Here is a 21876-nt window from a genome sequence, read left to right as displayed (position 1 = left end):
GCTAAAAAACCAACTCCGATATAATACAATAAATTTGAATCAAACGAGAAATGAAAATCGTTTAAGCCAGTCGAAATTCGATAAATCAGAATTCCGAGAAGTGAAACTTTCATGAAAATCATAGCATAAGCTATAAACTTCATCTGTACATTTTCACTTAATGCAAGGGCGATTCTTTTCATAAATTAATCTTTAATTATGCAACTTCTAATGTTGCTTTGATAGCCTCACGAACAGTCATAGCCTGTTTCAAGAATTCTTCTGAAGTTGAGATATAATCAACAGCGAAATCTTTACTTGGCTCATTTTTGTTGATTTGTAAGATTTGTTCTTTAATATTTCCGCCAAATTCGCTTTCAAAATGCTTATCAAATTCAGAAATAATACCGTGTTGTGTACTGCAATTGATATTTTTATCGAGCAACAACGCTTTTGCTGTATTTACTTGTGATTGATACGCATAGTAGATAGCATCTGCGTAACGGCTTTCGTTGAAGGCTTCTTTTGCCCACTCGATTTTTTCTTCTGATTCGTAGAAAAGCGTAGCTACCAAGTCAATGATTACACTCGCACATTCGCCAACACCAATTTCGGTTTGGAAAATTTCATCACGTCCCCAGTCAACAAAATCAGTATCGACTAAATTTGTTAAATCAGCTAGTGGCTTCAACAAAGCATAGAAATATTTTTCGCCTTGACGGTCATAATAATCATTGAAATATTCGCCTTCTAAGCCATTTGCTTCGTAGTCATTCAATACGGTGCGAAGTAATTGTGGGCCTCTTTTGCTTGGAACTTTGATTACTTTATCAGCAATTCGACCTCCACCATTTCCAGTTGTTCCCCCGCCAAGTAATACTTGTAAGGCTGGTAATACTTTTCCTGCTGATTTCAGTGAACTACCATGAAAACCAATATGAGCCATACTGTGCTGGCCACAGGCATTCATACAACCAGAAATCTTGATTTGCATATTATTTTCCTCAATCAATTCAGGAAAATCTTCTTTCATTACTTTCTCCAATTCAAGAGAAATGCTGGTGCTATCTGAGATAGCTAAGTTGCAGGTATCAGTACCAGGACAGGCCGTTATGTTTACGATGCTATTAGCACCTGGAGCAGCTAAATTGTGTTCACTGAGAATATCAAATACTGCAACAAGATTCTCAGCTTTTACAAAACGAAGCAATAAGCCTTGGTTTACTGTTACACGAACATCATCTGCTACTAAACCAGCAAGTTTTTCGATTAAGCTACGTGAAACGGTGCTTGAGATATTGCCCAAAGGTACTCTCACGAAAACTCCGTAATAACCTGCTTGTTTTTGTGCAAAAGCGTTGGTTTTAAACCAATTCTGAAACTCAATGCTATCTTTTGTATTAATTACTGATTCAACTCCAGTCGCTGGTTCTGACTTTTCAGTATTGATTTTATAGGTTTTCACTTTCAAAGAAAGTTTTTCTTCTTCCACTAACTCCATGAAAGCCTCGAAACCAATTTTAGCAATTAAGAATTTCAAGCGAGCTTTGTGGCGAGAGTTTCTTTCTCCATGACGGTCGAAAACCCTCAAAACAGCTTCGATGAAAGGGATTATTGCATCTTCTTCGATAAATTCATATGCCAAATGAGCTAATTGTGGTTGAGCACCTAAGCCACCACCCAACATCACTTTGAAACCACGAACACCATCTTTGATTTTTGGAATAAATCCTAAATCGTGCATGTAGCTGAGTGCTGTGTCATCGTCAGTATTCGAGAATGACATTTTGAATTTACGACCCATCTCTTGACAAACTGGGTTACGTAAGAAGTATTCAAAAGTAGCGTGTACATAAGGCGTAATATCAAATGGCTCATTTGGGTCGATGCCCGCAGTAGGGGAGCCTGTGATATTTCTTACGGTATTACCGCAAGCTTCACGCAAGGTGATATTATCTTGTTCAAGTTTCGCCCACAGTTCTGGAGCTTTATCGAGACTCACGAAGTGAATCTGAACATCTTGGCGAGTCGTAAAGTGTAGATTTCCAGTTGAATATTCGTCAGAAATATCGGCAATTCGTTTCCATTGCTTGAGCGTCATTTTACCATAAGGTAATTTAATGCGAATCATCTGAACTCCCTGCTGGCGTTGGCCATAAACTCCACGTGCCAATCTCAAACTACGGAATTTTTCTTCGTGGATTTTACCCTCACGAAACATTCTAATTTTACGCTCTAAATCTATGATGTCTTTTTCGACTAAAGGATTCTCTAACTCTGTTCGAAAGCTTTGCATATCTATCTAAGTATTTTTAATACACAAATATATATTAAGTCTATGATAGTTATAGACTTAATGGGTATTTATTTTTTGAAAATATTTGATAAGTACAATTTTATCGGAAATATGTATAAAAAATAATGTAGAGCAAGTTTCTAACTTGCTTACTTCCCTTACAAACAAGTTAGAAACTTGTTCTGCAATTCTAAATTAAATTTTATAAGATTTTCCTTCTTCAGCCAAAAAAGTATTTTCAAAAACTTCTTTAGCTTCGATTAGATGAGAATCAAGGGTTTTGTATCGAGAAGAATAATGGCCAATGATTAATTGTTTGGCATTGGCTTGTTGGGCAATCATGGCTGCTTGGCGAGCCGTTGAATGATTGGTTTGTTCGGCTCTTTTTTGTTCGGAATCAGTAAAAGTTGCTTCGTGATAAATACCATCAACGTTTTGTAACTGATTGATTTTTAGCTCGTTGTATGCTGTGTCAGAGCAATATGCAAACGATTTTGAAGTTCCACCCGCGATGGTGTAATCTTCGTTTTTATAAGTAATTCCGCTCAATTCATCATAAATATCAAGCCCATCTTTTAGCATCTTTAAGTATGGAATCGGAAAATTTGCAGGAAGGTTTTCTGCAACAATTTTTCTCTTACAAGCCTTGGAGCGAAACAAAAAACCACAACACGGAATACGGTGATGAAGCGGGATAGTTTCGACCGTTACTAAATTAGTTTCGAGTAAATGATAAGCGTTTTCGGTGTCGGTTTCTACAAAATTGATTCTATAGTGTAGGCGAGTATCAGAGTGCTTGAATTGAGCCGTTAGGATTTCGTCGAGTCCGCGAGGAGCAAAAATCGTTAGGTCTTCTTTGCGTTGGTTCATGCTCCAACTCGAAAGAAGACCAACCAATCCAAAATAATGGTCGCCGTGAAGGTGGCTTATAAAAATATGTCGAATTCTTGAGGATTTGATTTTTTGTTCGAGTAAACGATACTGCGTACCTTCTCCACAATCAATCAAGAAAGATTCGTTTTCGATTGATAACAAAAAAGCTGAGGGGTGTCGATTTACCACGGGAGTTGCCGAGCCAGTACCTAAAACTAAAAAATCAAAATTCATAAATTGGTTACTGGGAAAATAGTTATTAGTTACTGGAAAACTGTGGCTTGGAGATTTGGTAATCTGGAGATTAATTTTAAACTGTATGCTACGCAATTATATTCATAATAACCAGTAACAAGTTTTCCAGTAACAACTAACAAAATTAGAATTTACCTTCTGTGAAGCCGTTGTCTTCGCCTAAATCGAACTCGTCGTCGTTTTCTTCACGGAAATCGTTTTCTAAATCGTTCATAAATACTGCGTCGATTCCTTCATCAACTGTTGGCAACAAAACAATCTCCGGGATTTTTTCACCATCAATGAGGTCGAGAATATCGTCATCTTTTGTACAAACAATAAAAAGACCTTGCTCAGTGCGGCAAACACGGGTTGCTTTTCGGAGAAGAGAAAGGCCCGATTCGTCAATTTCTAAAACTTTTGAGAAGTCAATAATCATATTTGTTAGCCCCTCACGATACAAAACAACAATCTGTTTTTCAATTTCGCCAGTAATTGATTTGTCGAATTTGCTCTCGTTTAATTGAATAAGGGCGTAGTGTTCGGTTTTCTCAACAGAGTAACTCATAAGTGATGATAGCTTTTTATTTTTTGCAAATTTAAGCCAAAAATTTATTTTTATGTGTCAGTCGAAATATTATTTCGTGAATTTATGGCCTGATGATTTGTATTTAAGAAACAAATTTGTCGAGAATGACATCGACTAATTTATTTACAGAACGAATTTTCTTGGCAATTGTTTTGCCAATTGTTGGCCTGTTGGGGTCTACAAAGCCGTAAGCTGGCGTAATCTTAGAAAGCTTTTTATGAGAATAATTATTTAATTTTTCTCGATAATCGCTCGGGAAAGCCCTGTCACGATAGTTAATCGAATAGAGCTTTTCGTTTGATTTAAGTTGATTAATATTTCTTTCTGGTGTATTCCAATACCCAATATTTACACCAGCTTCTTTCAGAATGTGCACTCCATCAAACATCGCAGGGACGTGTTCGAGCCAAAGTTGGTCGGCATTGAGTCCTTTGCACATATCTTTAAAGCCCTTTTGACGAGTATTGTTTCCCCACCATTCCAAGAATTTATTAGTTTCCTCCGATTTTTTTAGACCAATAAAACCTGAATGGTAGATTCCCGAATTAAGGATTTGCTTTTCGTCGGGGTGAGCATTAGCAAATAGTAATTGTGGTGTAATAACGATATTTGATTGATTCAGAATGTCGGCAACCAATGAAATTGATTGAAAAACAACGGTAGTGCAATCAATGAAAATTAGTTTTTCTGTTTTTTGGAGAAAATATGTTGCAAAAAAAGGCTTGCAATCAGCTACAATTTCTTCGTGTGTGTAACGCTCAGACATTCCTTCAAAACCACTAATATTGAGTGAGTTAACTTCACAAATAGGGTAGGGACATTGAATAAAACTTGGAATGTTAGATTCTTTATCAACTAAACCAATTTGAAAATCATAGCCAGGGTGATGAGTTTTCACGGAGTCGCCCAAAACAATGGCATTTGCCAACTGATTGATGGAACAAACGGTAAATATGATTGGTGAGGATGCCAATTTGAATATATCTTCTTTTAATTTGTTTATAAAATCATTTAGACCACAACGTCGGAAGTTGTTCCACTAAAGGTTTCTAAACCTTGCCGACGTTCATTTATAAGACACTTTTTAGGGCGTTTTCAATATTGTCCGTGCATTTTTTCAATGTCCATTCTTTGCGTACATAATCTGCTGCAAAAATACCCATTTCTTTTCGCAAGGCTGAATCTTCGCTTAAAATATCAAGGTATTTTGCCAAATTCTTTGGATTTCTATCGCTCAAAAAACCATTTTTGGTTGGAATAATAGTTTCTTTCACACCGCCTTCTTGCAAGGCAATCACGGGAGTTCCGCAAGCGTTTGCTTCGAGTGGTGCAAATCCGAATGGTTCAAGTTGTGAGGTGTAAATCATACAAAGTGCATTAGAAAGTAAAGACACGAGTTCGTTGTCTGAAACCATTGTTTTTATTTCAAAACTTACACCTGTTTGTTGGGCCAATGCTTGCATTTCTTCGGCATAACTCTGGCTAACCATATTGGCTACCCAAACGAGTTTAATGCCTTTATTTTTCATTTGAGCCATTGCTTCAACTGCCAAACGAGGATTTTTGTTGACATAAAAATTGCCTAAACCAATCACATAGTCTGATTTATCTATTTGAGTTGCCTTGAAAATATCAGAATCAATGCCCAAATAACATACTTCAGCGGGTGAACCGTAGGCTTTTAAGCAACTTTCAGCCGAATAGATTGAATTAACTAAAACTTTATCAAATGCTTCGTAGTTTTTTCTTTCTTCCCTAAGTTGTACTCTATTTCTGCGTTCGACCCACAAATCTTCTAAAAATGGAAGCCAATAACTTCTGCGAATGACTTTGCCTGCTGCTCCTTGGGGAGCTTCCCAGACAAGTCGAGGCAGTGATTCGTAAAAAAATCTGAAAGGCTCGCCCAAATATAAAACTTTTGGAATTTTAACATACTGACCAATAAACGGAACTGCATAAAAAAAACAACTATTAGCAAACAAGACATCGAAGCCACCTGCATTTATTTCGTCGGCACATCGCTTACAATGGGCTTCCATTTCAAGCATATTTTGGTCTTTTTCAAAGAAAAATGACTTGAATTTATCTTTTAGTGATGTTTTTTTTGTTCGATTGTATGTTATTTTATGAATTTTTACATCAGCAGGGATTTGCATGAAGCCATCAGCATCAGGCGAATTGCTCCAAATTTCGATTTGATGCCCTCGTTGATGAAGTCCGTTTAGATGATAATTTAATGCCCGACTACCTCCACCGCTCGGAAGATTGTGCCAAATTGCAATTTTCATAGTTTTTCAATCAAAGAGGCTAATTTTTCAAGTGGCATTTTGGCATATTTTCTTACTCGCACCAAACGCTGAACTTTTTTAGGCTTGATGTAATCACATTTAAAGTTTTTCCAATAAAGTTCATTATTTGCCAGAAGTTGGTTTCGATAAAGCTCAAAAAGTGGAACAATATCAGTGCGTTCTTCAAAATTGATTCTATTCTGATATTTTGAAACTTCGTTTGGCTTGGCAATCAGATAACCACTATAATGGAAAAACTGCAATGGTATGTTTCCATTAATTACCCAACGATTTTCAGCAAACGAACAAAATCTTTCGTGAAGATTCCAATAAGCTACATTATTTCCTAAGTGCTTATCAATGAATACTTTATCGAAATAAACCGGGAAGAATTCGGCCCAGTGTTGGTCAACGAAAAGGCCATTGCATAGGTCGATTTTACACTCTTTTTCGAGTTTATCACACCACCATGTTACCATTTTCTGAGCTTCGTCTGAGCGTTTAATGGCCACAAACCCAAAATTATAAATTCCGGTATTGATGATATCTTCTTCACTTTGCCATTTGGTATCGTTGTATGGCGTTGTCATGTGGGGCGTAACAACGATATTATTTTCGGCTAAATTTTTAGTTAGGTGACTTAGTTTGTCAAAAACAATAATGTCAGGGTCGAAATAGATGATATTTGTAATATCGGTTCTATTTTTCAGGAAATAATCAAAATAATAGGGTTTTACGGCGGTATTCAACTCGGTAATATCATAGCGGTCGCACATTCCTGCAAAATCCGGAATATTTATTTTATCTACTTCAAGTAATTGATAATCAGGTAGTTTTGATTTGTCAATGTCTTTTGTGTCGAGTTTATCAACCAGACCAATGATATATTCAAAATCAGGATTTTGTTCACGCAAAGAATCTCCGAGCGTATGTGCTTGAGCTAAGTAATTGACCGAACAAAGTGTAAATACAAGTGTCATATAATGTGGGGTGAGTATTCTGATTGCCGAAATACCGCCGTTGATAATCAAAGAATGGATTTAAACCAAAAAGTTTTATCAGAAAGAACCCAGTAAACTTTCAATTTTCATTACCGAATTTTCGAAACTATACTTATTCAGCACTTTTTCTTTGGCTTTTTGTCCAAGTTGCTTTGCAAAAGATTGATTTAGAAATAATTTAGTAATACTCGATGCCATTGAAAATGTGTTCAAATATGGAACAATTATTCCTGCATCTTCTTCAATAAATTCACTACAACCACCAGTTTTATCAAAGCCAATCATAGTTTTTTGTGCCAGTGCGGCTTCGAGCATTACGAGTGGGAATGGGTCTTCTCTCGAAACTATTGTAAAAATATCCAAACAGTTTATCAACTCGACAGCATCGGGCGTTTGTTCGATAAACGTTATTTTATCTTCGATTCCCATTTTGGCAATATCGTATGAAATTTGCTCATAGTAATCGCCTTCTTTTTTTACACCAATCCACACGAAATGGCAATTTTCATTGGTTGTATTGAGTATTTGGTTGATTACTTGCAAGAAAACATCAATACCTTTTCTCCATTCAGCGTTTCCGCACCCACCAATCAAGAAACCACTTTCTGGTAGATTGTATTTTTGTTTAATTGACTGATTATCAGTTGCTTCAATTCGGCTAAGGATAGTCTCATTATCAACAAATGAATGAATAACTTCAATTTTTTTAGCTGAGGCTGAATGCTTTTCTATGATATTTTCTGCCACTGCCTGTGAGCAAGCAATAATTTTTGTGGCATATTTAAATAAAAATTCTCTGTCTGCTGCTTGCGAGTAAAGTTGTATCGAAAACTCTAATTCGTGAATGTGAGCCAATAATGGTGCCTTTACATATTCAGTCAGTTTTGGTAAAACATGAGCCGAAGCAATGGTATTGGCATAGATATAGTCGAAATTTGAGTTTTGGAGGTTTTCCAAAAGTTGCTGAGTTGAATCAGGCTCATTCTGACTCTTAACCAATTTGGAAAGTGCTTTCTTGATGCCTTTTTTCTGAGGATTTGTATTTGGCCAAAAATGATTTGTACAAATTTCGGCAAAATCATTTTCAAGAACCCCACCTCCAAGCAATAAAAGTTGCATTTCTACACCTTTTTGCTTCAAATATTTCATGACACTCAGCAAAAAAAGTTGGGCTCCCGCTCGGTTTGCATCGTGACTTACAAATAGGATTTTCATGATGCTATCGGGTTTAAAACTTTTTTCTCAATGAGCATTATCAAAATATGAATGACTTTGATGTGAATTTCTTGGATGCGGTCGGCATAGCCAAAATGAGGCACTCTGATTTCAATATCGGCCATACCAGCCAATTTTCCTCCATCTTTGCCCGAAAAAATCACTACTTTCATGCCCTTTTCACGAGCAGCTTGGGTGGCATTGATAATATTCTTGGAGTTTCCGCTGGTGCTAATACCTAAAAGTACATCGCCCTCATTTCCCAGCCCTTCTATAAATCTTGAAAAAATATAATCAAAACCATAATCATTGCCTACGCACGAAATGTGGCTTGGATCTGAAATGGCAATAGCTGCCAATGATTTGCGGTTATCACGGTAGCGGCCCGAAAGTTCTTCGGCAAAGTGCATGGCATCGCAATGCGAACCACCATTTCCGCAAGAGATGATTTTCTTGCCATTTTTGATGGCATCGGCCATCAAATCAGCAACTTTTTCAATATTATTTATATTTTCTTCCGAACTCACAAAATCATTCAGCACTTTTTGGGCTTCTTGAAGTTCGGCTAAAATTTCTTTATAGTTTGTCATTTTTTTAATCAAAAATTGAGTCCCACTTGCTAATTTGGTTTTGAATATCAAATTCTAAGGCTCTGTTTTTTAGTTTTTCTTGGTCAATTATCAATGTTTTGTTTTGTGTGGCAATCATCGCTTCGGCTAAATCTTTTGGGTTGAAGCTATCAACGCTTTTTCCCATCCCTTCTTGCACAAATTCTGAAATTCCGCCTGAATTATAACCAACAATTGGCTTGCCGAGATAGGCAGCTTCCATCATTACTAACGGAAAAGGATCTTCTTTGGCGGTCAGAACAAAGCCATCTGCTATATTTAGATAATCATAATATTCGTCAGATTTTTCGCCAATTTCGATAAAATTTAGTTTTTCAAGCTTAGTTCTTTGGCGAATGTAGTGCAGGACACCTGTCTGTTTAACACTTCCCAACCACGCAATATAGGTGTTTGCGGGTAAAAACTCAAATAAATCGCAGACCGTATCATAGCCTTTTCTTAGATTCATTGAACCTGACATTACCCAAACAAAAGCATTAGTTGGAATATTGAGTTTTTGACGAATAGTTTCGGCAGAGGTTTTTAATTGAATGGTTTGTGTATCAATAAACGAGTGTAGTAGGAGCGTATTTTGATAGCCCATTTCTTTTACTCGCTTTTCTACTATTGACGAACAACAAATAATTCTATCGGCATTATCGAACATGAATTTAAATTCATCGTATCGAATTTCGTCATAAATACTCACCAGCTCATGCACGTGCAGATCGTAAGGAACTTGAAGTTTAACCGCCAATTTAGCAAACTGTGGCATTGTGAGGGTATTCAAATACCAACGGTCGGCATTTATTTGTTTTTGTATATCAATTAGCTTTTTTTCTTCAGGAGTAATCTTGAAGATTTTATGGTAAAGTCCTTCGTAGATTTGATACACAAATCCTCGTTTGGAAGTATTGACAAAAGTTTGTTCGGCGGTTGAGTGATTGGCAAATAATTCTCCATTTTGTCGAGTATAAATAGCTGTTTTTATTTTTCCAGAAAGACGTTTCAGTAAATACCATAGCAGCATTTCCGAACCTGTTCGTCCGCCAGTAGGAGTGATAAAAAGAACTAGTTTTTTACTCATTAGATATGGTTATTGGTTTACTGGTTACTTGGAAATTAGTTATTTGTTACTGAGGAAAAAATTATTAGTTGTAGGTTACAGGGAAAATGGTTAGTATTTTTGACAAATAACCAGTAAACCAGTAACCAATCACAAATATCAAAGTTTATAAAATGTTGGTTTTTTAAGTAAAATATTCCAAAAATATTTAGAGAAAACGCCAATCATGTGAGCAAATTTCTTTTGATTTTCGAGTTCTGAAAATGGATTTTTGAAATTTATTACATTTGAAAACATTTTCATCAAGAAAAAAATCGGTACCCAAAGCCAATAGTGCAACATTAACAAAAAATAATTTAACGCACCAAACTGTTTCCGAATCCAAACTAAATTAGAAAGTTGGATTTGGTGATCAAAACGATTAAAATAGGTATAATTTTGGGCTTCATCGTAGCGTTCAGGTTTACTTCCCCATTCTTCATGAATGATATTACAATCTTTGAAAACCAATAATTTACCGAGTTTGCTAAGTCTATATCCCCATTCGGTATCTTCACCATATAAGAAAAATTCCTCATCTAATCCGCCAGTTTTTTCAAATCCTTCACGTCTTACCATTAAAAATGCCGCGGCAATATAATCAACTTGTTCGGGGTCTTGGTATTCAGTTTGTCGGATGATTGAATTTAAAATATTTCGGAATTTAGGTGGAACTATCCAAAAGTCACGTCGAAATGTAAAAGTGTGGTAAAACGTACGAGGACTTAAATCGGGATAAACTTGATAGGATCCACCCGCAATAGCATCTGGCCGTGCTTCGAGTCGGGCGACGCAAGTATCAATTACTGGTTCGAATAGTTTTGTGTCAGAATTGAGTAGAAGTAAGTATTTTCCATTCGCAATTCGCATTCCTGCATTGTTTGCACGGGCAAAACCTGCATTGTAATTCATTGATAACCAAATAGTTTCTGGAAAGAACGATTTAATGTAACCTTCATCGTTTGCCTTCGAAGCATTATCGACAACAATTACCTCGTAGCTAACTTTGGTAGTAAATTGCTTAATTGTTTTGATACACTCAACAATTAATTCGGGCGTACGGTAATTGACAATTATGATAGAAACTGTAACCAATTGAAACTTAGATTTAAGTGTTTACTCAAATGTTTGCGTTGATGATACTCGCAATACGTTCTACATCTTCCAATGCTAAATCGTAATAAAGCGGCAAAGATAATGCTCTTTGTGCAATGTTCTCAGAAATTGGGCAAGGATTATAAAAATCTAAGTAAGGTAATTGGTTGAGCGAAGGATAAAAATATCTTCTTGGGGTAATTTCGTGTTGTTTGAGAGCCTCAGTTACTTGTAAAAGTTTAGCTTCCGACTCTAGCATGACTGGGTAGTAAGCATAATTATACTCAAAGCCTTCAATCTGATTGCTTGGGCGTTGGAGTTTTTCCCAATTCAATAATTCATCATATTTTTCTGAAATAACTCTACGATTATTGACAATATCGGCAACTTTCGGCAAATTACACAAGCCCATTGCAGCATGAAACTCAGAGTTTTTTGCATTGATTCCCATCATGTAATAGTCATCATTTTTATGCCCAAAACTGCGGTATAGTTCTAGTTTTTTATTTAGTTCGGCATTGTTACTCACCACACATCCACCTTCGATACTATGAAAAACCTTCGTGGCATGAAAACTGCAGGTAGTAATATCGCCAAAAGCGAGAACAGATTTACCTTTATAGGTAGCTCCAAAACCGTGAGCTCCGTCGTAAATGACTTTCAGATTATATTTTTGTGCAATAGTTTCAATTTTTTCAACATCACATGGCCGACCATAAACGTGCGTAGCCATAATTGCCGAGGTTTTTTCGGTAATGGCAGCTTCAATTAGGTCAGCATTGATATTGAAGGTTTTGGGTTCGATATCAACGAAAACTGGCTGGAGGTTTTCCCATAAAATGGAAGTGGTGGTTGCACAATAGGAGAAGGGCGTGGTAATTATTTCACCTGTTAGGTTCAATGCTTTGAGTGCAATTTGAATCGCTATTGTGCCGTTTCCTACAAAAAGTAGGTTTTCAACGTTTAAATATTCTTTTAACTGACCTTCTAATTTTCTGACCAATGGCCCATTATTGGTAAGCCATGTGTTTTCCCAAATACCTTTGATAATTTCTTGGTATTCTTCAATCGGAGGTAAAAAAGATTTTGTTACGTTTATAGCCACTTTAAAATGCCAATAAAGGCTGTAAAAATTTGTTGATTAATAATAATTCGAATTCCTGATGCTGATTAAATCAACCCATCCATTTTCCAGGTTTGTACTGGAATATTGATTGGTCTAACTGCTCCTGGCCATTTACCATACCAGTTTGTACCCTCACGCCAATCGGCCACATCGAAGCTGATTGCATCTTCCATAAAGAAAATCGGGTCGGCTGTATCTTTCACAATCATTACTGAAATGTAGTATGAGCCATCATTCAAGAAGTTACCGGGAATTTCGAGCATTCCTTTGATTAGACCTTTCGAGAAAGTTTTAGCTTGGCTTCCCACATTAAACACACATTCGCCAGTCATGTTATATAAAAACATACTCAAATTTAAATGTGCCGATTCGAGCATATTCCAAAACTCGATATTCACTTTGAGCGGTGTACGAACATCAATGTTTTTACTTCCATTGATAAATTCTGGCACAACTTCAATATTTTTGATTCTAACTTGGTCAGTTCCTGGGGCTTCTTCTGGCGTTTCCCAATTTTGTTGTAATTGGAATTTGGAAATACTCGTCATGTAATCATGCAGTACCTCGCCAACTTCACCGTACTTTATTAGATTTCCTTTTTGTAAAAATGCCGCTTTATTGCAAAGGCCTTGGATTGCAGTAGCATTATGGCTTACAAATAAAATTGTACGCCCACTACTCGAAACATCTTTCATTTTGCCGAGACATTTCTTCTGAAATTCAGAGTCACCAACGGCCAAAACTTCATCAACGATTAAGATTTCGGGCTCTAGGTGAGCTGCAATTGCAAAACCCAAACGCACATACATACCTGATGAATAGCGTTTTACTGGGGTGTCTAAAAATTTCTCGATGCCGGCAAAACTTACGATTTCATCAAACTGGCTTCTTATTTCGTGTTGTTTCATGCCCAAAATCGCACCGTTTAGAAAAATATTCTCGCGGCCGGTCAATTCGGGGTGAAATCCAGTGCCAACTTCTAATAAACTCGCCATTCGGCCATTTACCTTTACTTGTCCGCTGGTTGGCTCAGTAATCCGACTTAAAATTTTGAGTAGTGTCGATTTTCCTGCACCATTTGAGCCAACGATTCCAATACGGTCGCCCTGCTCAATATCGAAACTTACATTCCTCAAAGCCCAAAACACCTCTTTTGTTTCTTCGTCCTCTTTTGAAGTAAATAACTCTGTGAAAAATCCAGAAACGCTTTCTTTCAAATTTTGGTATTTCTTCTTTTTATGACTCAGAATATACTTCTTCGAAATATTTTCAATCGAAATTGCTTTCATTTATTATTTACAAAAAAGCCACTAGTTAGATGACCTTTGCGATAATTGTTACAAATTTATTATATACTAGGGTATGAAAAACTAATAAAAATCATGTTTTGAAAAATTATCAATTTTGATTTCTATAGGTGATCGACAAAAGAATTTTCATTTTTGCGGAAAAACCAGATTGAAAACACCACCGAAATTGTGACAAAAATGAGCATCGGAATAAAACTCTGCCAGTTAAACTCAGCAAAATCGCCGAGCATACACCAACGCATTCCATCTACAGTTCCTGCCACAGGATTAAGATTATAAATTGGATACCACCACATGCTTTTATACTCCTCAACTGAGTAGGCCACAGGAGAGATAAAATACCCGAATTGTACAACAAAAGGAATGATTTGGCCCACATCGCGGTATTTAACATTTAAAGTTGCGGCAAAAAGTCCGGCTCCAAATGCACCTAAATATGCTAAAAGTAGGAATATTGGAGCAAATATGATATGCCAATTTGGGAGAAATTGGTAATAAATACATACAACAAAAAAGAATAGTGTTGCAATAACTGCATCCAAAAGTCCAACCAGTAACGAGCTAAAAGGTATGATAATTCTTGGAAAATATACCTTTGAAACTAAGTTTCCATTGCCAATAATACTATTACTAATTTGTAGCAAGCATTGTGAGAAAAATAACCAGATGATTACCCCTGGAATTACCACCAATATGTATGGGATTGATGTAGCTTGATCTAACTTGGCAATTTTACCAAATGCAAATGCCATTACAAGTGTTGTTAATAAAGTTCTGATCAAAGCCCATGCAATACCCAGTACACTTTGTTTGTAGCGAACCATCACATCACGCTTGCCTAGAATCCAAAATAGCTCTCTTTGTCTCCAGACCTCTCTCCAATAATGTACCGCTGATTTTCCTGCTTTTATTATTACTTCGTCTTTTTCCATTTATTCACTACCTTCACAATAGAAGAAAAATATTAATTTAATCAACCAATTTAACTCATCAATTCTTGATAAGATTTTTTCATGATGATGAATACTAGACACAAGAAAAATCCAATAAATGCTCCTGCTTGAGTGTTTCCACCAACAGTGTAGGTGCGTTGCAATAATGGTAATCGAACTGGTTGTAATACGGTAAAGAGCGGAGTTTGATTAATAAGCTGCATCTTTATTTGTTCAACTGCGGCTAATTGTTGGTAGTATTGCGTAGAAACATAATTATTACTACGATTTAGCTGCATCGTTCGCATGGGTGCGGTTGGGTCGACAGCGTTTTGATTTTGAAATTGAGCATTAGCCAATTGTCGGTCTGTCGAACTCAATTTTCCCTCTAATTCTCTCAATCGGCCCAATTGTATATTATAAATGTCTCTAGTTTTACGAGTTCTGACTTCAACATAAAACTCTTCAAGGGTTTTCAATAATGTTTCTAGCCAAACCTTTGTTAGGTATTCACTATTTGTTGTGGCAGAAAGCACCATTATTGAGCCCATTTTATCAAGTGGTTGAAGCGATGTTTGTGCCTCGAGTTTTTCATAGATAGTCGAAATCATGATGTTTTCATCCTTCGTAAAATCATTAGCAGGTTTTGGCTGAAATCGGTATTTTATGGCTTTGTAGTTTGGTTCGTGCAAGAAGTCGCCTCCCCATTCTTTTTTCGCTATATCACTACTATCCTTATAAAAATTAATAAAAAGAGTCTTCTTTCCACCAATAGTTACTTCTTGCATAAGAGCTTTCTCATAAAGTGTTTTTGATGAAATGACTAAGCCAAAGTTTCCCCCACTGAATAAATCATTGGATGTAGCTCCCCCGCTGATACCAAAAGCACCAGCTAGCCCGCCTAAGCCGCCCAAAGCCATTTGCTGACCACCACCTGATTCCAAATTAAACTGAATCTCACCAGTATAATCTGTGTCTTTCAATTCTTTAACATCCAATAAAATACTTATGAGTGTTCCAAGAGCAATACTGATCAATAGTAGTCTCCATTCATTACCAATAAGGGTAAAAACACCAATTACCTTTTTTAATAAATCTTTGGTATTTATTTGTTCTTCTTGTATGGTTTGATAATCTGCCATATTTATAGCTTCTTTATATAGAAGGTTATTTTGAAATTTGTAAGAGTGTGAAAATTCCGATGAGTGTTGTGATTGTTCCTGCAACTGTAGCAAACAATCCTTGAACTTGAGCTATCTGTTGTTGTGCTGTTGTAGTTTTTTGAGGAATAATAATTTCCGAACCTGGAGCAACCTTCGGATAAATATTCACAAATAAAAATCTACGTGTACGGTCAACTGATCCATTTGCATATAGTATATAAGATTTACTTTTTAATGATTTTTTTGTAAAACCACCTGCATTAGAGATGTAGTTGATGAAGCTTTTGTCATCAAGATATTTTACTGTAGTTGGATACAAAACTTCGCCTTGAACACGAACAGTTTCGAGGCGTTTCGGGATACGAATAATATCGCCATCTTGCAAAATCATATCCTCATTCGAGCCTGGATTCTGCATAATTTTAGTTAAATTAATTCCGATCGATGAAACGGTTGTTGCATTTACATCTTCAACCTCAACTGCTTGATTTCCTCTCACACTGTTGGTTATTTCGTTGATTGCTTTACGTCGTTGTGTAATTTCAATTTCACTTAATTGAATCTGACGCACAAGTGTTGCACCTTCGAGATATGCTTGTGGGCTTAAACCTCCAGCTCTTTCAATCAAATCAGAAATTTTTTCTGTTTTGCTCTTGATACCATAAGTTGCAGGGAAAATAACTTCTCCTTGAATTTCGACAAAAGTTTGCTCTACATAATTTGGCGAACGACGAACAAAGATTTCATCGAAAGGATATAAAACAAATTTTGTTCCCGATTGGTCAACTTTTAAGTCAGAATTAACACTAAAAGTGTAAGTATCAGAGATTTGAGCATTTGTAGCAGTTGGGTCAACGTTTCTTTTTCTACGAACAACTTCAACTCTCGCCAATGATGCCGATTCTGAAAGGCCACCAACTTTAACCAATACATCCTCGATGGTCATGTTTCTCAGAAAAGGTATTTCGATACCATCTTCTCCCACTGGATTATTGATTGCACCTTGGATTCTGACGTAGGCTGGTTCGGTCAAATCAAAAATCGAAGGAATTGTTATAACATCTTCACGTTTAAGAGCAACATCAGCTGATTTTCCTTTGATAATTTCATCATAATTGACAGAAATATTTTCAACAATCATATCTTCACGGGTACGTACAATAGAGATTCTACCTGTAAGTGCTTCTCCTTTGAGGCCCTCAGCTGATTTTATTAATTGCGTAAGTGTTGGACTACTTTCCAATGAATATTCTCCGGGACGAAAGATTGCACCATTTACTGCTACCATATTTTCAAATCTTTCTAAAACACGTTCAATAACGACCGAGTCGCCTGATTGCATTCTGAAAGTATTGAACTCGTTTTCCATTACATCTAAAAGTTTTCTTTCGCGTGTTGTATTACGATACACTTTCAGACGATGACGATAGGCGTATGGGGAGAATCCGCCAGCATATTCAATCACCTTATTTAATTTTTCATCTTCCAAAAGTTCAAACAATCCTTCACGTTTGGTGTTCCCTTTAACTGCAACTCTTGAAGTGTACGGCAAAACTTGAATAATATCTTGGTCTTGTAGAATTATGTTATTTTTAGCAAAACCAGTCATTAAAAGTTCATAAATGTCGAATGTCGTAACGATTCTATTGTTTCGGATTACGTTTATTTTGCGGTAAGTTCCGACTTCATTTGGGCCACCACAGGCATATAGTGCATTTTGAACCGTTGATAGCGAAGAAAGGGTGTATGTTCCTGGAGCAATTACTTCACCTGTTACTGTCACCTTTATACTTCTAATATTACCCAATGATACATTAAGAAAAGTATTTGCAGGGAATCCAGAGAAAGGATTAAGGCCAATGTAAATCTTAGATAAACGGCTTTTGATTTTGTCTTTTGCTTGCTCAATGGTTGAACCTGCCACATAGATTAGTCCAACTTTTTCTAAATTTATATATCCATCAGCCGTTATGATTGGCTTGAACATGGTTTGTGAGTAACCGTAAATATCAATTAAAAGTTGGTCATTCGGCCCCAAAACGTAGTTGCTTGGTGTGGCAATATTGATTGCTGGGGTTGGGTCGAATTTAACGGTATTAAACAAGTTATATCCAAAAATCCTTCTTCTCAAAGTAACTTTCGCTGCGTCTTGATTTGCTTCTTCCTCACGAATAATTCTCAACGAATCTTCTTTATTGATAGCTCGTTGGTCGTTAGGAGCCCCTTGCACATTTCGGGCTGCATTTGGGTCATTATTTGGCAAAACTCTATTCTTGGCTGGTAATGGCATGTTAGGCGTTGCTTGATTACCATTACCGTTATTTGCCGGGGTACCAGTTGGAATATTTATGGGTACGTTTGTTGGAATTGCGGTTGGGCCAGTAGGAGTAGCAACAGGATTTTGTGCAAATGATTTGCTAAAAATCAGTATAAAAAGCGTAAATTTGAAAAAAAATTGTGAAAAACTATTCTTGCTTAATTTCATATCAATAACGTTATTTGTCGAATGACTTTCTCTTTTATTATCTTTACAGATGAAAAAGTTATGCAAAGTAACATAAGATTTTTTATTTTGTTGCTGTTTCATAAGAAGTATGTATTAAAAAGAACTTTGAAGTACAAAGTAAGTTATAAAACCCCAAACTACAAAATATTCTAAGAAAAAATGGCTGAGATTAAAGAAGCAACTTATAATGAAGACAGTATTCGCTCGCTTGACTGGAAAGAACACATTCGTTTACGCCCCGGAATGTACATAGGAAAGTTGGGTGATGGCTCGGCAGCAGATGATGGAATTTATGTTTTGCTTAAGGAAGTAATGGACAATTGCATTGACGAATATGCAATGGGCTATGGTAAATCTATCGAGATCAAATTAGGTGAAGGAAGGGTAGAGGTACGTGACTATGGTCGAGGGATTCCGCTTGGAAAAGTTGTTGATGTAGTTTCAAAAATTAATACCGGAGCAAAATATGATAGCAAGGCATTCCAGAAAGCGGTTGGTTTAAATGGTGTTGGTACGAAAGCGGTCAATGCTCTATCTTCTTATTTTAAGGTACAAGCATTCCGTGAAGGAAAATCGAAGTGGGCTGAATTTAATAAAGGAGAGCTAACGAAGGAATCGGAGATGATGGACTCAGATCAAAAAAACGGGACACTCGTTATTTTTGAACCTGACAACACAGTTTTTAAAAACTACCATTATATCCCACAGTTTGTTGAAGCAATGATCTGGAATTATTGCTACCTAAATGCAGGCATGACGATTGTTTTCAACAAACAAAAGTATATTTCACACAATGGGCTTTTGGATTTATTGAGAAGAAAAACCGACGAAGATTCACTGCGTTACCCAATTATTCACTTGAAAGGTGAAGATATTGAGGTGGCACTTTCGCATGGCAATCAGTATGGTGAAGAGTATTATTCATTCGTCAACGGCCAAAATACTACACAGGGTGGAACGCACCTTTCTGGTTTTAAGGAAGCATTGGTTCGTACGATTCGTGAACACTTCGGTAAAGATTATGCTCCTGAAGATATTCGTCAGTCGGTAATTGGAGCAATTTCGATTCGCGTCCAAGAACCCGTTTTTGAGTCTCAAACCAAAACAAAACTTGGATCGGCTACGATTTCGCCGGAACCAAACTCTCCAACGGTCAGAACTTTTATCAGTGATTTCTTGAAAGAGAAGTTGGATAATTATCTGCACATGAATTTGGCGGTTAAGGAAGCCATCAAGAAAAGAATTGAGCAGTCGGAGCGTGAGCGTAAAGAATTGGCAGGTGTAAGAAAATTAGCCAATGAAAGAGCTAAAAAGGCCAATTTGCACAACAAAAAATTGAGAGATTGCCGTTTTCACTTAGATGATGAGAAAAACGAGAAGCGATTTGATACGGTAATGTTTATCACCGAAGGTGACTCTGCGAGTGGTTCTATCACCAAAGCACGCAATCCTGAACTTCAGGCTGTGTTTAGTTTGCGTGGAAAACCATTGAATAGCTTCGGGCTTACTAAAAAAATCGTTTACGAAAACGAAGAGTTTAATTTGCTTCAACACGCCCTCAATATCGAAAATGGTTTAGAGGATTTACGCTACAATAAAATCATCATTGCTACTGATGCCGACGTTGACGGAATGCACATCAGACTGTTATTGCTTACATTTTTCTTGCAGTTCTTCCCTGATTTAGTGCGTGAAGGGCATTTGTATATTCTTGAAACTCCATTGTTTAGGGTAAGAAATAAAAAAGAAACGATTTATTGTTATTCGGATGAAGAAAGACAAAAAGCAATTTCAAAATTATCGCCTAAACCAGAAATTACCCGTTTCAAAGGCTTAGGAGAGATATCTCCCAATGAATTTGAAAACTTTATTGGAGAAAATATACGCCTTGAACCAGTAATTCTCGAAAAAGAATCTTCAATTCCGAAGATATTGAGTTACTATATGGGCAAGAATACACCAGAGCGTCAGAAATTCATCATCGAAAACCTTCGAGTTGAAAAAGATGAAATTGATGAGGTTTTGGCTGAGATATTGGATATTAAATAAGATTTTCGTTTGTGAGTTGATAGGTTGGTTTCACAAAAACCTATCCATCAACTCGCTTTTTTTCTGGCGTGAAACAGGTAATAAATCTCCATTAATCATCTTTACGGCCCCGCCTTCCGACCGAACAAAGGCTTTTAAATGACTTAGATTTATTAGATAGGAGTGATGGATTCTGAAAAAACCTTGCTCTGAAAGCAGCGTATCGTAATTAATTAAAGGCTTACTCGTAAGCACTCTTGTATTATTGACCAAATGAAATTCGGAGTAGTTTCTGACTGAGTTGATGTATAATATTTCTTCCAACATCACCACTGTAAAGCCATCAGTATTCGGTACTACAATTTTACGAATTTTTTGTTCGGAGTAGCTTTCGAGTAAAATCTTAAATGTTGTCGATGAATCTTTTACAGTCTTTTCCCGCTGTTCTAAAATTCGGTCGATGGTTTTTGTTAAGTCGCTGATTTTGAAAGGTTTAACTAAGTATCCAACTGCCGAAAACTCAAAAGCTTTAATGGCAAATCTATCAAATGCAGTTATAAAAACTACCGAAAAGTTTTTGTTTTCGATGGCGTTGAGAATATCAAAACCAGTTCCATCTGGCATTTTTATATCAAGAAAGGCAATATCACAAGGAACACTTTCGAGTAAAGCCACACCTTTTTTATAACCATCAGTTTCGCCAACGATTTGGATGGTTTCTTTAAAATTTTCTTCCAATGCTTTACGAAGCAGATACCTTGCATCTTCTTCGTCATCTATGATAATAACTTTTAGCATACCCCCAGCCGCAGCGGCGGACCGTCCCCAAAGGGGAGTTTTGATTTTTGTTTATGATTGTATTCTCGAAAATATTTTATGTATTTAAGATAATTTCAACCTTAGTTCCTAAAATTTCTTGATTCAAATTTTTTAATTCTTTTACTAGCATTTTGCCACGTTTTCCGAGCCGAGTTTTTATCAATTCCATGCCTTTCGAGGTATGTTTCCCTGCTTTTTTCATTGACTCGTTGAAGCCTACACCATCATCTTTCACTGAAATCGAAAGGCTTTCATCGGCCAATTGGCTCACCGAAATTTCAATTTTTCCTTTATGATTTTTGGGTAAAATGCCATGTAAAAGTGCATTTTCGGCCAGAGGCTGTACTATAAAAGCAGGCACTTCAAAATCTCCATTTCTGATTTCATCGGTCATGATAATTTCATACTCAAATTTATCACCCAAACGCCTTTTTTCAAGTGAGAGATAGGCTTCGATAAAATCCATTTCTTCGTAGAGTGGAATGGTCGTACGACTGGTTTTTTCGAGAATATCTCGCATTAATTGGGCAAAATCAGCAATAAAATCATTGGCTTGTGAAGTTTTTCCATCTATATAAAGCCTTTGAATAGAATTGAGGCAATTAAACAAAAAATGTGGATTGAGTTGAGCCCTCAAAAGTTTTTGTTTCATTTCGGCAGCTTGTTGTTTTTCTTTAAGATTTCGCTGACGATTCCAAAAGAAAAAACT

At 36.5% G+C, this 21876-nt stretch carries 18 protein-coding genes and 1 pseudogene; 1 reads left to right on the top strand and 18 read right to left on the bottom strand.

Features of this window, described 5'->3' with window-relative positions; translation table 11 throughout:
- From ACOVO2_RS08775 to ACOVO2_RS08700, 16 genes and pseudogenes are all read right to left on the bottom strand, one after another.
- Positions 1-182: pseudogene (locus tag ACOVO2_RS08775) on the bottom strand (sulfite exporter TauE/SafE family protein); the annotation flags it as partial.
- Between the two features lie 14 nt (positions 183-196).
- Positions 197-2275: a HEPN domain-containing protein gene (locus ACOVO2_RS08770; RefSeq protein ID WP_421769596.1), complete on the bottom strand. Its 2079-nt coding sequence runs from the start codon at positions 2273-2275 to the stop codon at positions 197-199.
- Between the two features lie 195 nt (positions 2276-2470).
- Complete coding sequence (locus tag ACOVO2_RS08765; protein ID WP_421769595.1) at positions 2471-3382, bottom strand: ribonuclease Z; 912 nt, start codon at positions 3380-3382, stop codon at positions 2471-2473.
- Between the two features lie 145 nt (positions 3383-3527).
- The gene (locus tag ACOVO2_RS08760) at positions 3528-3950 is read right to left on the bottom strand and encodes an STAS domain-containing protein (RefSeq protein ID WP_421769594.1); all 423 of its coding nucleotides are present in this window, start codon (positions 3948-3950) and stop codon (positions 3528-3530) included.
- 103 nt (positions 3951-4053) lie between these two features.
- Complete coding sequence (locus ACOVO2_RS08755) at positions 4054-4944, bottom strand: hypothetical protein (protein ID WP_421769593.1); 891 nt, start codon at positions 4942-4944, stop codon at positions 4054-4056.
- A gap of 97 nt (positions 4945-5041) precedes the next feature.
- A complete protein-coding gene (locus ACOVO2_RS08750; RefSeq protein ID WP_421769592.1) occupies positions 5042-6259 on the bottom strand; it encodes a glycosyltransferase family 4 protein in 1218 nt (405 codons plus the stop codon).
- On the bottom strand, positions 6256-7239 hold the full coding sequence (locus ACOVO2_RS08745) for a glycosyltransferase (protein ID WP_421769591.1): 984 nt from the start codon (positions 7237-7239) through the stop codon (positions 6256-6258). The genes ACOVO2_RS08750 and ACOVO2_RS08745 overlap by 4 nt, the downstream gene beginning before the upstream one ends.
- A gap of 78 nt (positions 7240-7317) precedes the next feature.
- Positions 7318-8475 (bottom strand): glycosyltransferase family 4 protein, encoded by a 1158-nt coding sequence (locus ACOVO2_RS08740; protein ID WP_421769590.1) that lies wholly within the window; start codon positions 8473-8475, stop codon positions 7318-7320.
- The gene (lpcA, locus tag ACOVO2_RS08735; protein ID WP_421769589.1) at positions 8472-9065 is read right to left on the bottom strand and encodes a D-sedoheptulose 7-phosphate isomerase; all 594 of its coding nucleotides are present in this window, start codon (positions 9063-9065) and stop codon (positions 8472-8474) included. Before lpcA ends, ACOVO2_RS08740 begins: the two co-directional genes overlap by 4 nt.
- A 4-nt stretch (positions 9066-9069) precedes the next feature.
- The gene (locus ACOVO2_RS08730; RefSeq protein ID WP_421769588.1) at positions 9070-10170 is read right to left on the bottom strand and encodes a glycosyltransferase family 4 protein; all 1101 of its coding nucleotides are present in this window, start codon (positions 10168-10170) and stop codon (positions 9070-9072) included.
- Between the two features lie 138 nt (positions 10171-10308).
- The gene (locus ACOVO2_RS08725; RefSeq protein WP_421769587.1) at positions 10309-11283 is read right to left on the bottom strand and encodes a glycosyltransferase family 2 protein; all 975 of its coding nucleotides are present in this window, start codon (positions 11281-11283) and stop codon (positions 10309-10311) included.
- Between the two features lie 25 nt (positions 11284-11308).
- Entirely contained in the window at positions 11309-12388 is a 1080-nt protein-coding gene (locus ACOVO2_RS08720; RefSeq protein ID WP_421769586.1) for a DegT/DnrJ/EryC1/StrS family aminotransferase, read from the bottom strand.
- A 65-nt stretch (positions 12389-12453) separates the two neighbouring features.
- Positions 12454-13698, bottom strand: a complete 1245-nt coding sequence (locus ACOVO2_RS08715) for an ABC transporter ATP-binding protein (RefSeq protein WP_421769585.1) — start codon at positions 13696-13698, stop codon at positions 12454-12456.
- A 122-nt stretch (positions 13699-13820) separates the two neighbouring features.
- Positions 13821-14651, bottom strand: a complete 831-nt coding sequence (locus ACOVO2_RS08710; protein ID WP_421769584.1) for an ABC transporter permease — start codon at positions 14649-14651, stop codon at positions 13821-13823.
- Between the two features lie 50 nt (positions 14652-14701).
- Entirely contained in the window at positions 14702-15793 is a 1092-nt protein-coding gene (locus ACOVO2_RS08705) for a hypothetical protein (protein ID WP_421769583.1), read from the bottom strand.
- Positions 15794-15818: 25 nt separating this feature from the next.
- A complete protein-coding gene (locus tag ACOVO2_RS08700) occupies positions 15819-18401 on the bottom strand; it encodes an SLBB domain-containing protein (protein ID WP_421769582.1) in 2583 nt (860 codons plus the stop codon).
- 78 nt (positions 18402-18479) lie between these two features.
- On the opposite strand from ACOVO2_RS08700, the gene ACOVO2_RS08695 reads away from it, so the two are divergent.
- A complete protein-coding gene (locus ACOVO2_RS08695) occupies positions 18480-20369 on the top strand; it encodes a DNA topoisomerase IV subunit B (RefSeq protein WP_421769581.1) in 1890 nt (629 codons plus the stop codon).
- Positions 20370-20399: 30 nt separating this feature from the next.
- Here ACOVO2_RS08695 and ACOVO2_RS08690 read toward each other — a convergent pair whose 3' ends face one another.
- Both ACOVO2_RS08690 and ACOVO2_RS08685 read right to left on the bottom strand, forming a co-directional pair.
- Positions 20400-21146 carry a LytR/AlgR family response regulator transcription factor gene (locus ACOVO2_RS08690; protein WP_421769580.1) on the bottom strand — a complete coding sequence of 249 codons (747 nt, stop codon included), beginning with the start codon at positions 21144-21146 and terminating at the stop codon, positions 20400-20402.
- Between the two features lie 76 nt (positions 21147-21222).
- The coding region (locus ACOVO2_RS08685; RefSeq protein ID WP_421769579.1) for a sensor histidine kinase at positions 21223-21876 on the bottom strand (654 nt) is incomplete at its 5' end.

It is taken from the genome of Emticicia sp. (assembly GCF_049241225.1).
GTDB lineage: Bacteria > Bacteroidota > Bacteroidia > Cytophagales > Spirosomataceae > Emticicia.
This window is presented reverse-complemented; position numbering and strand designations above follow the sequence as displayed.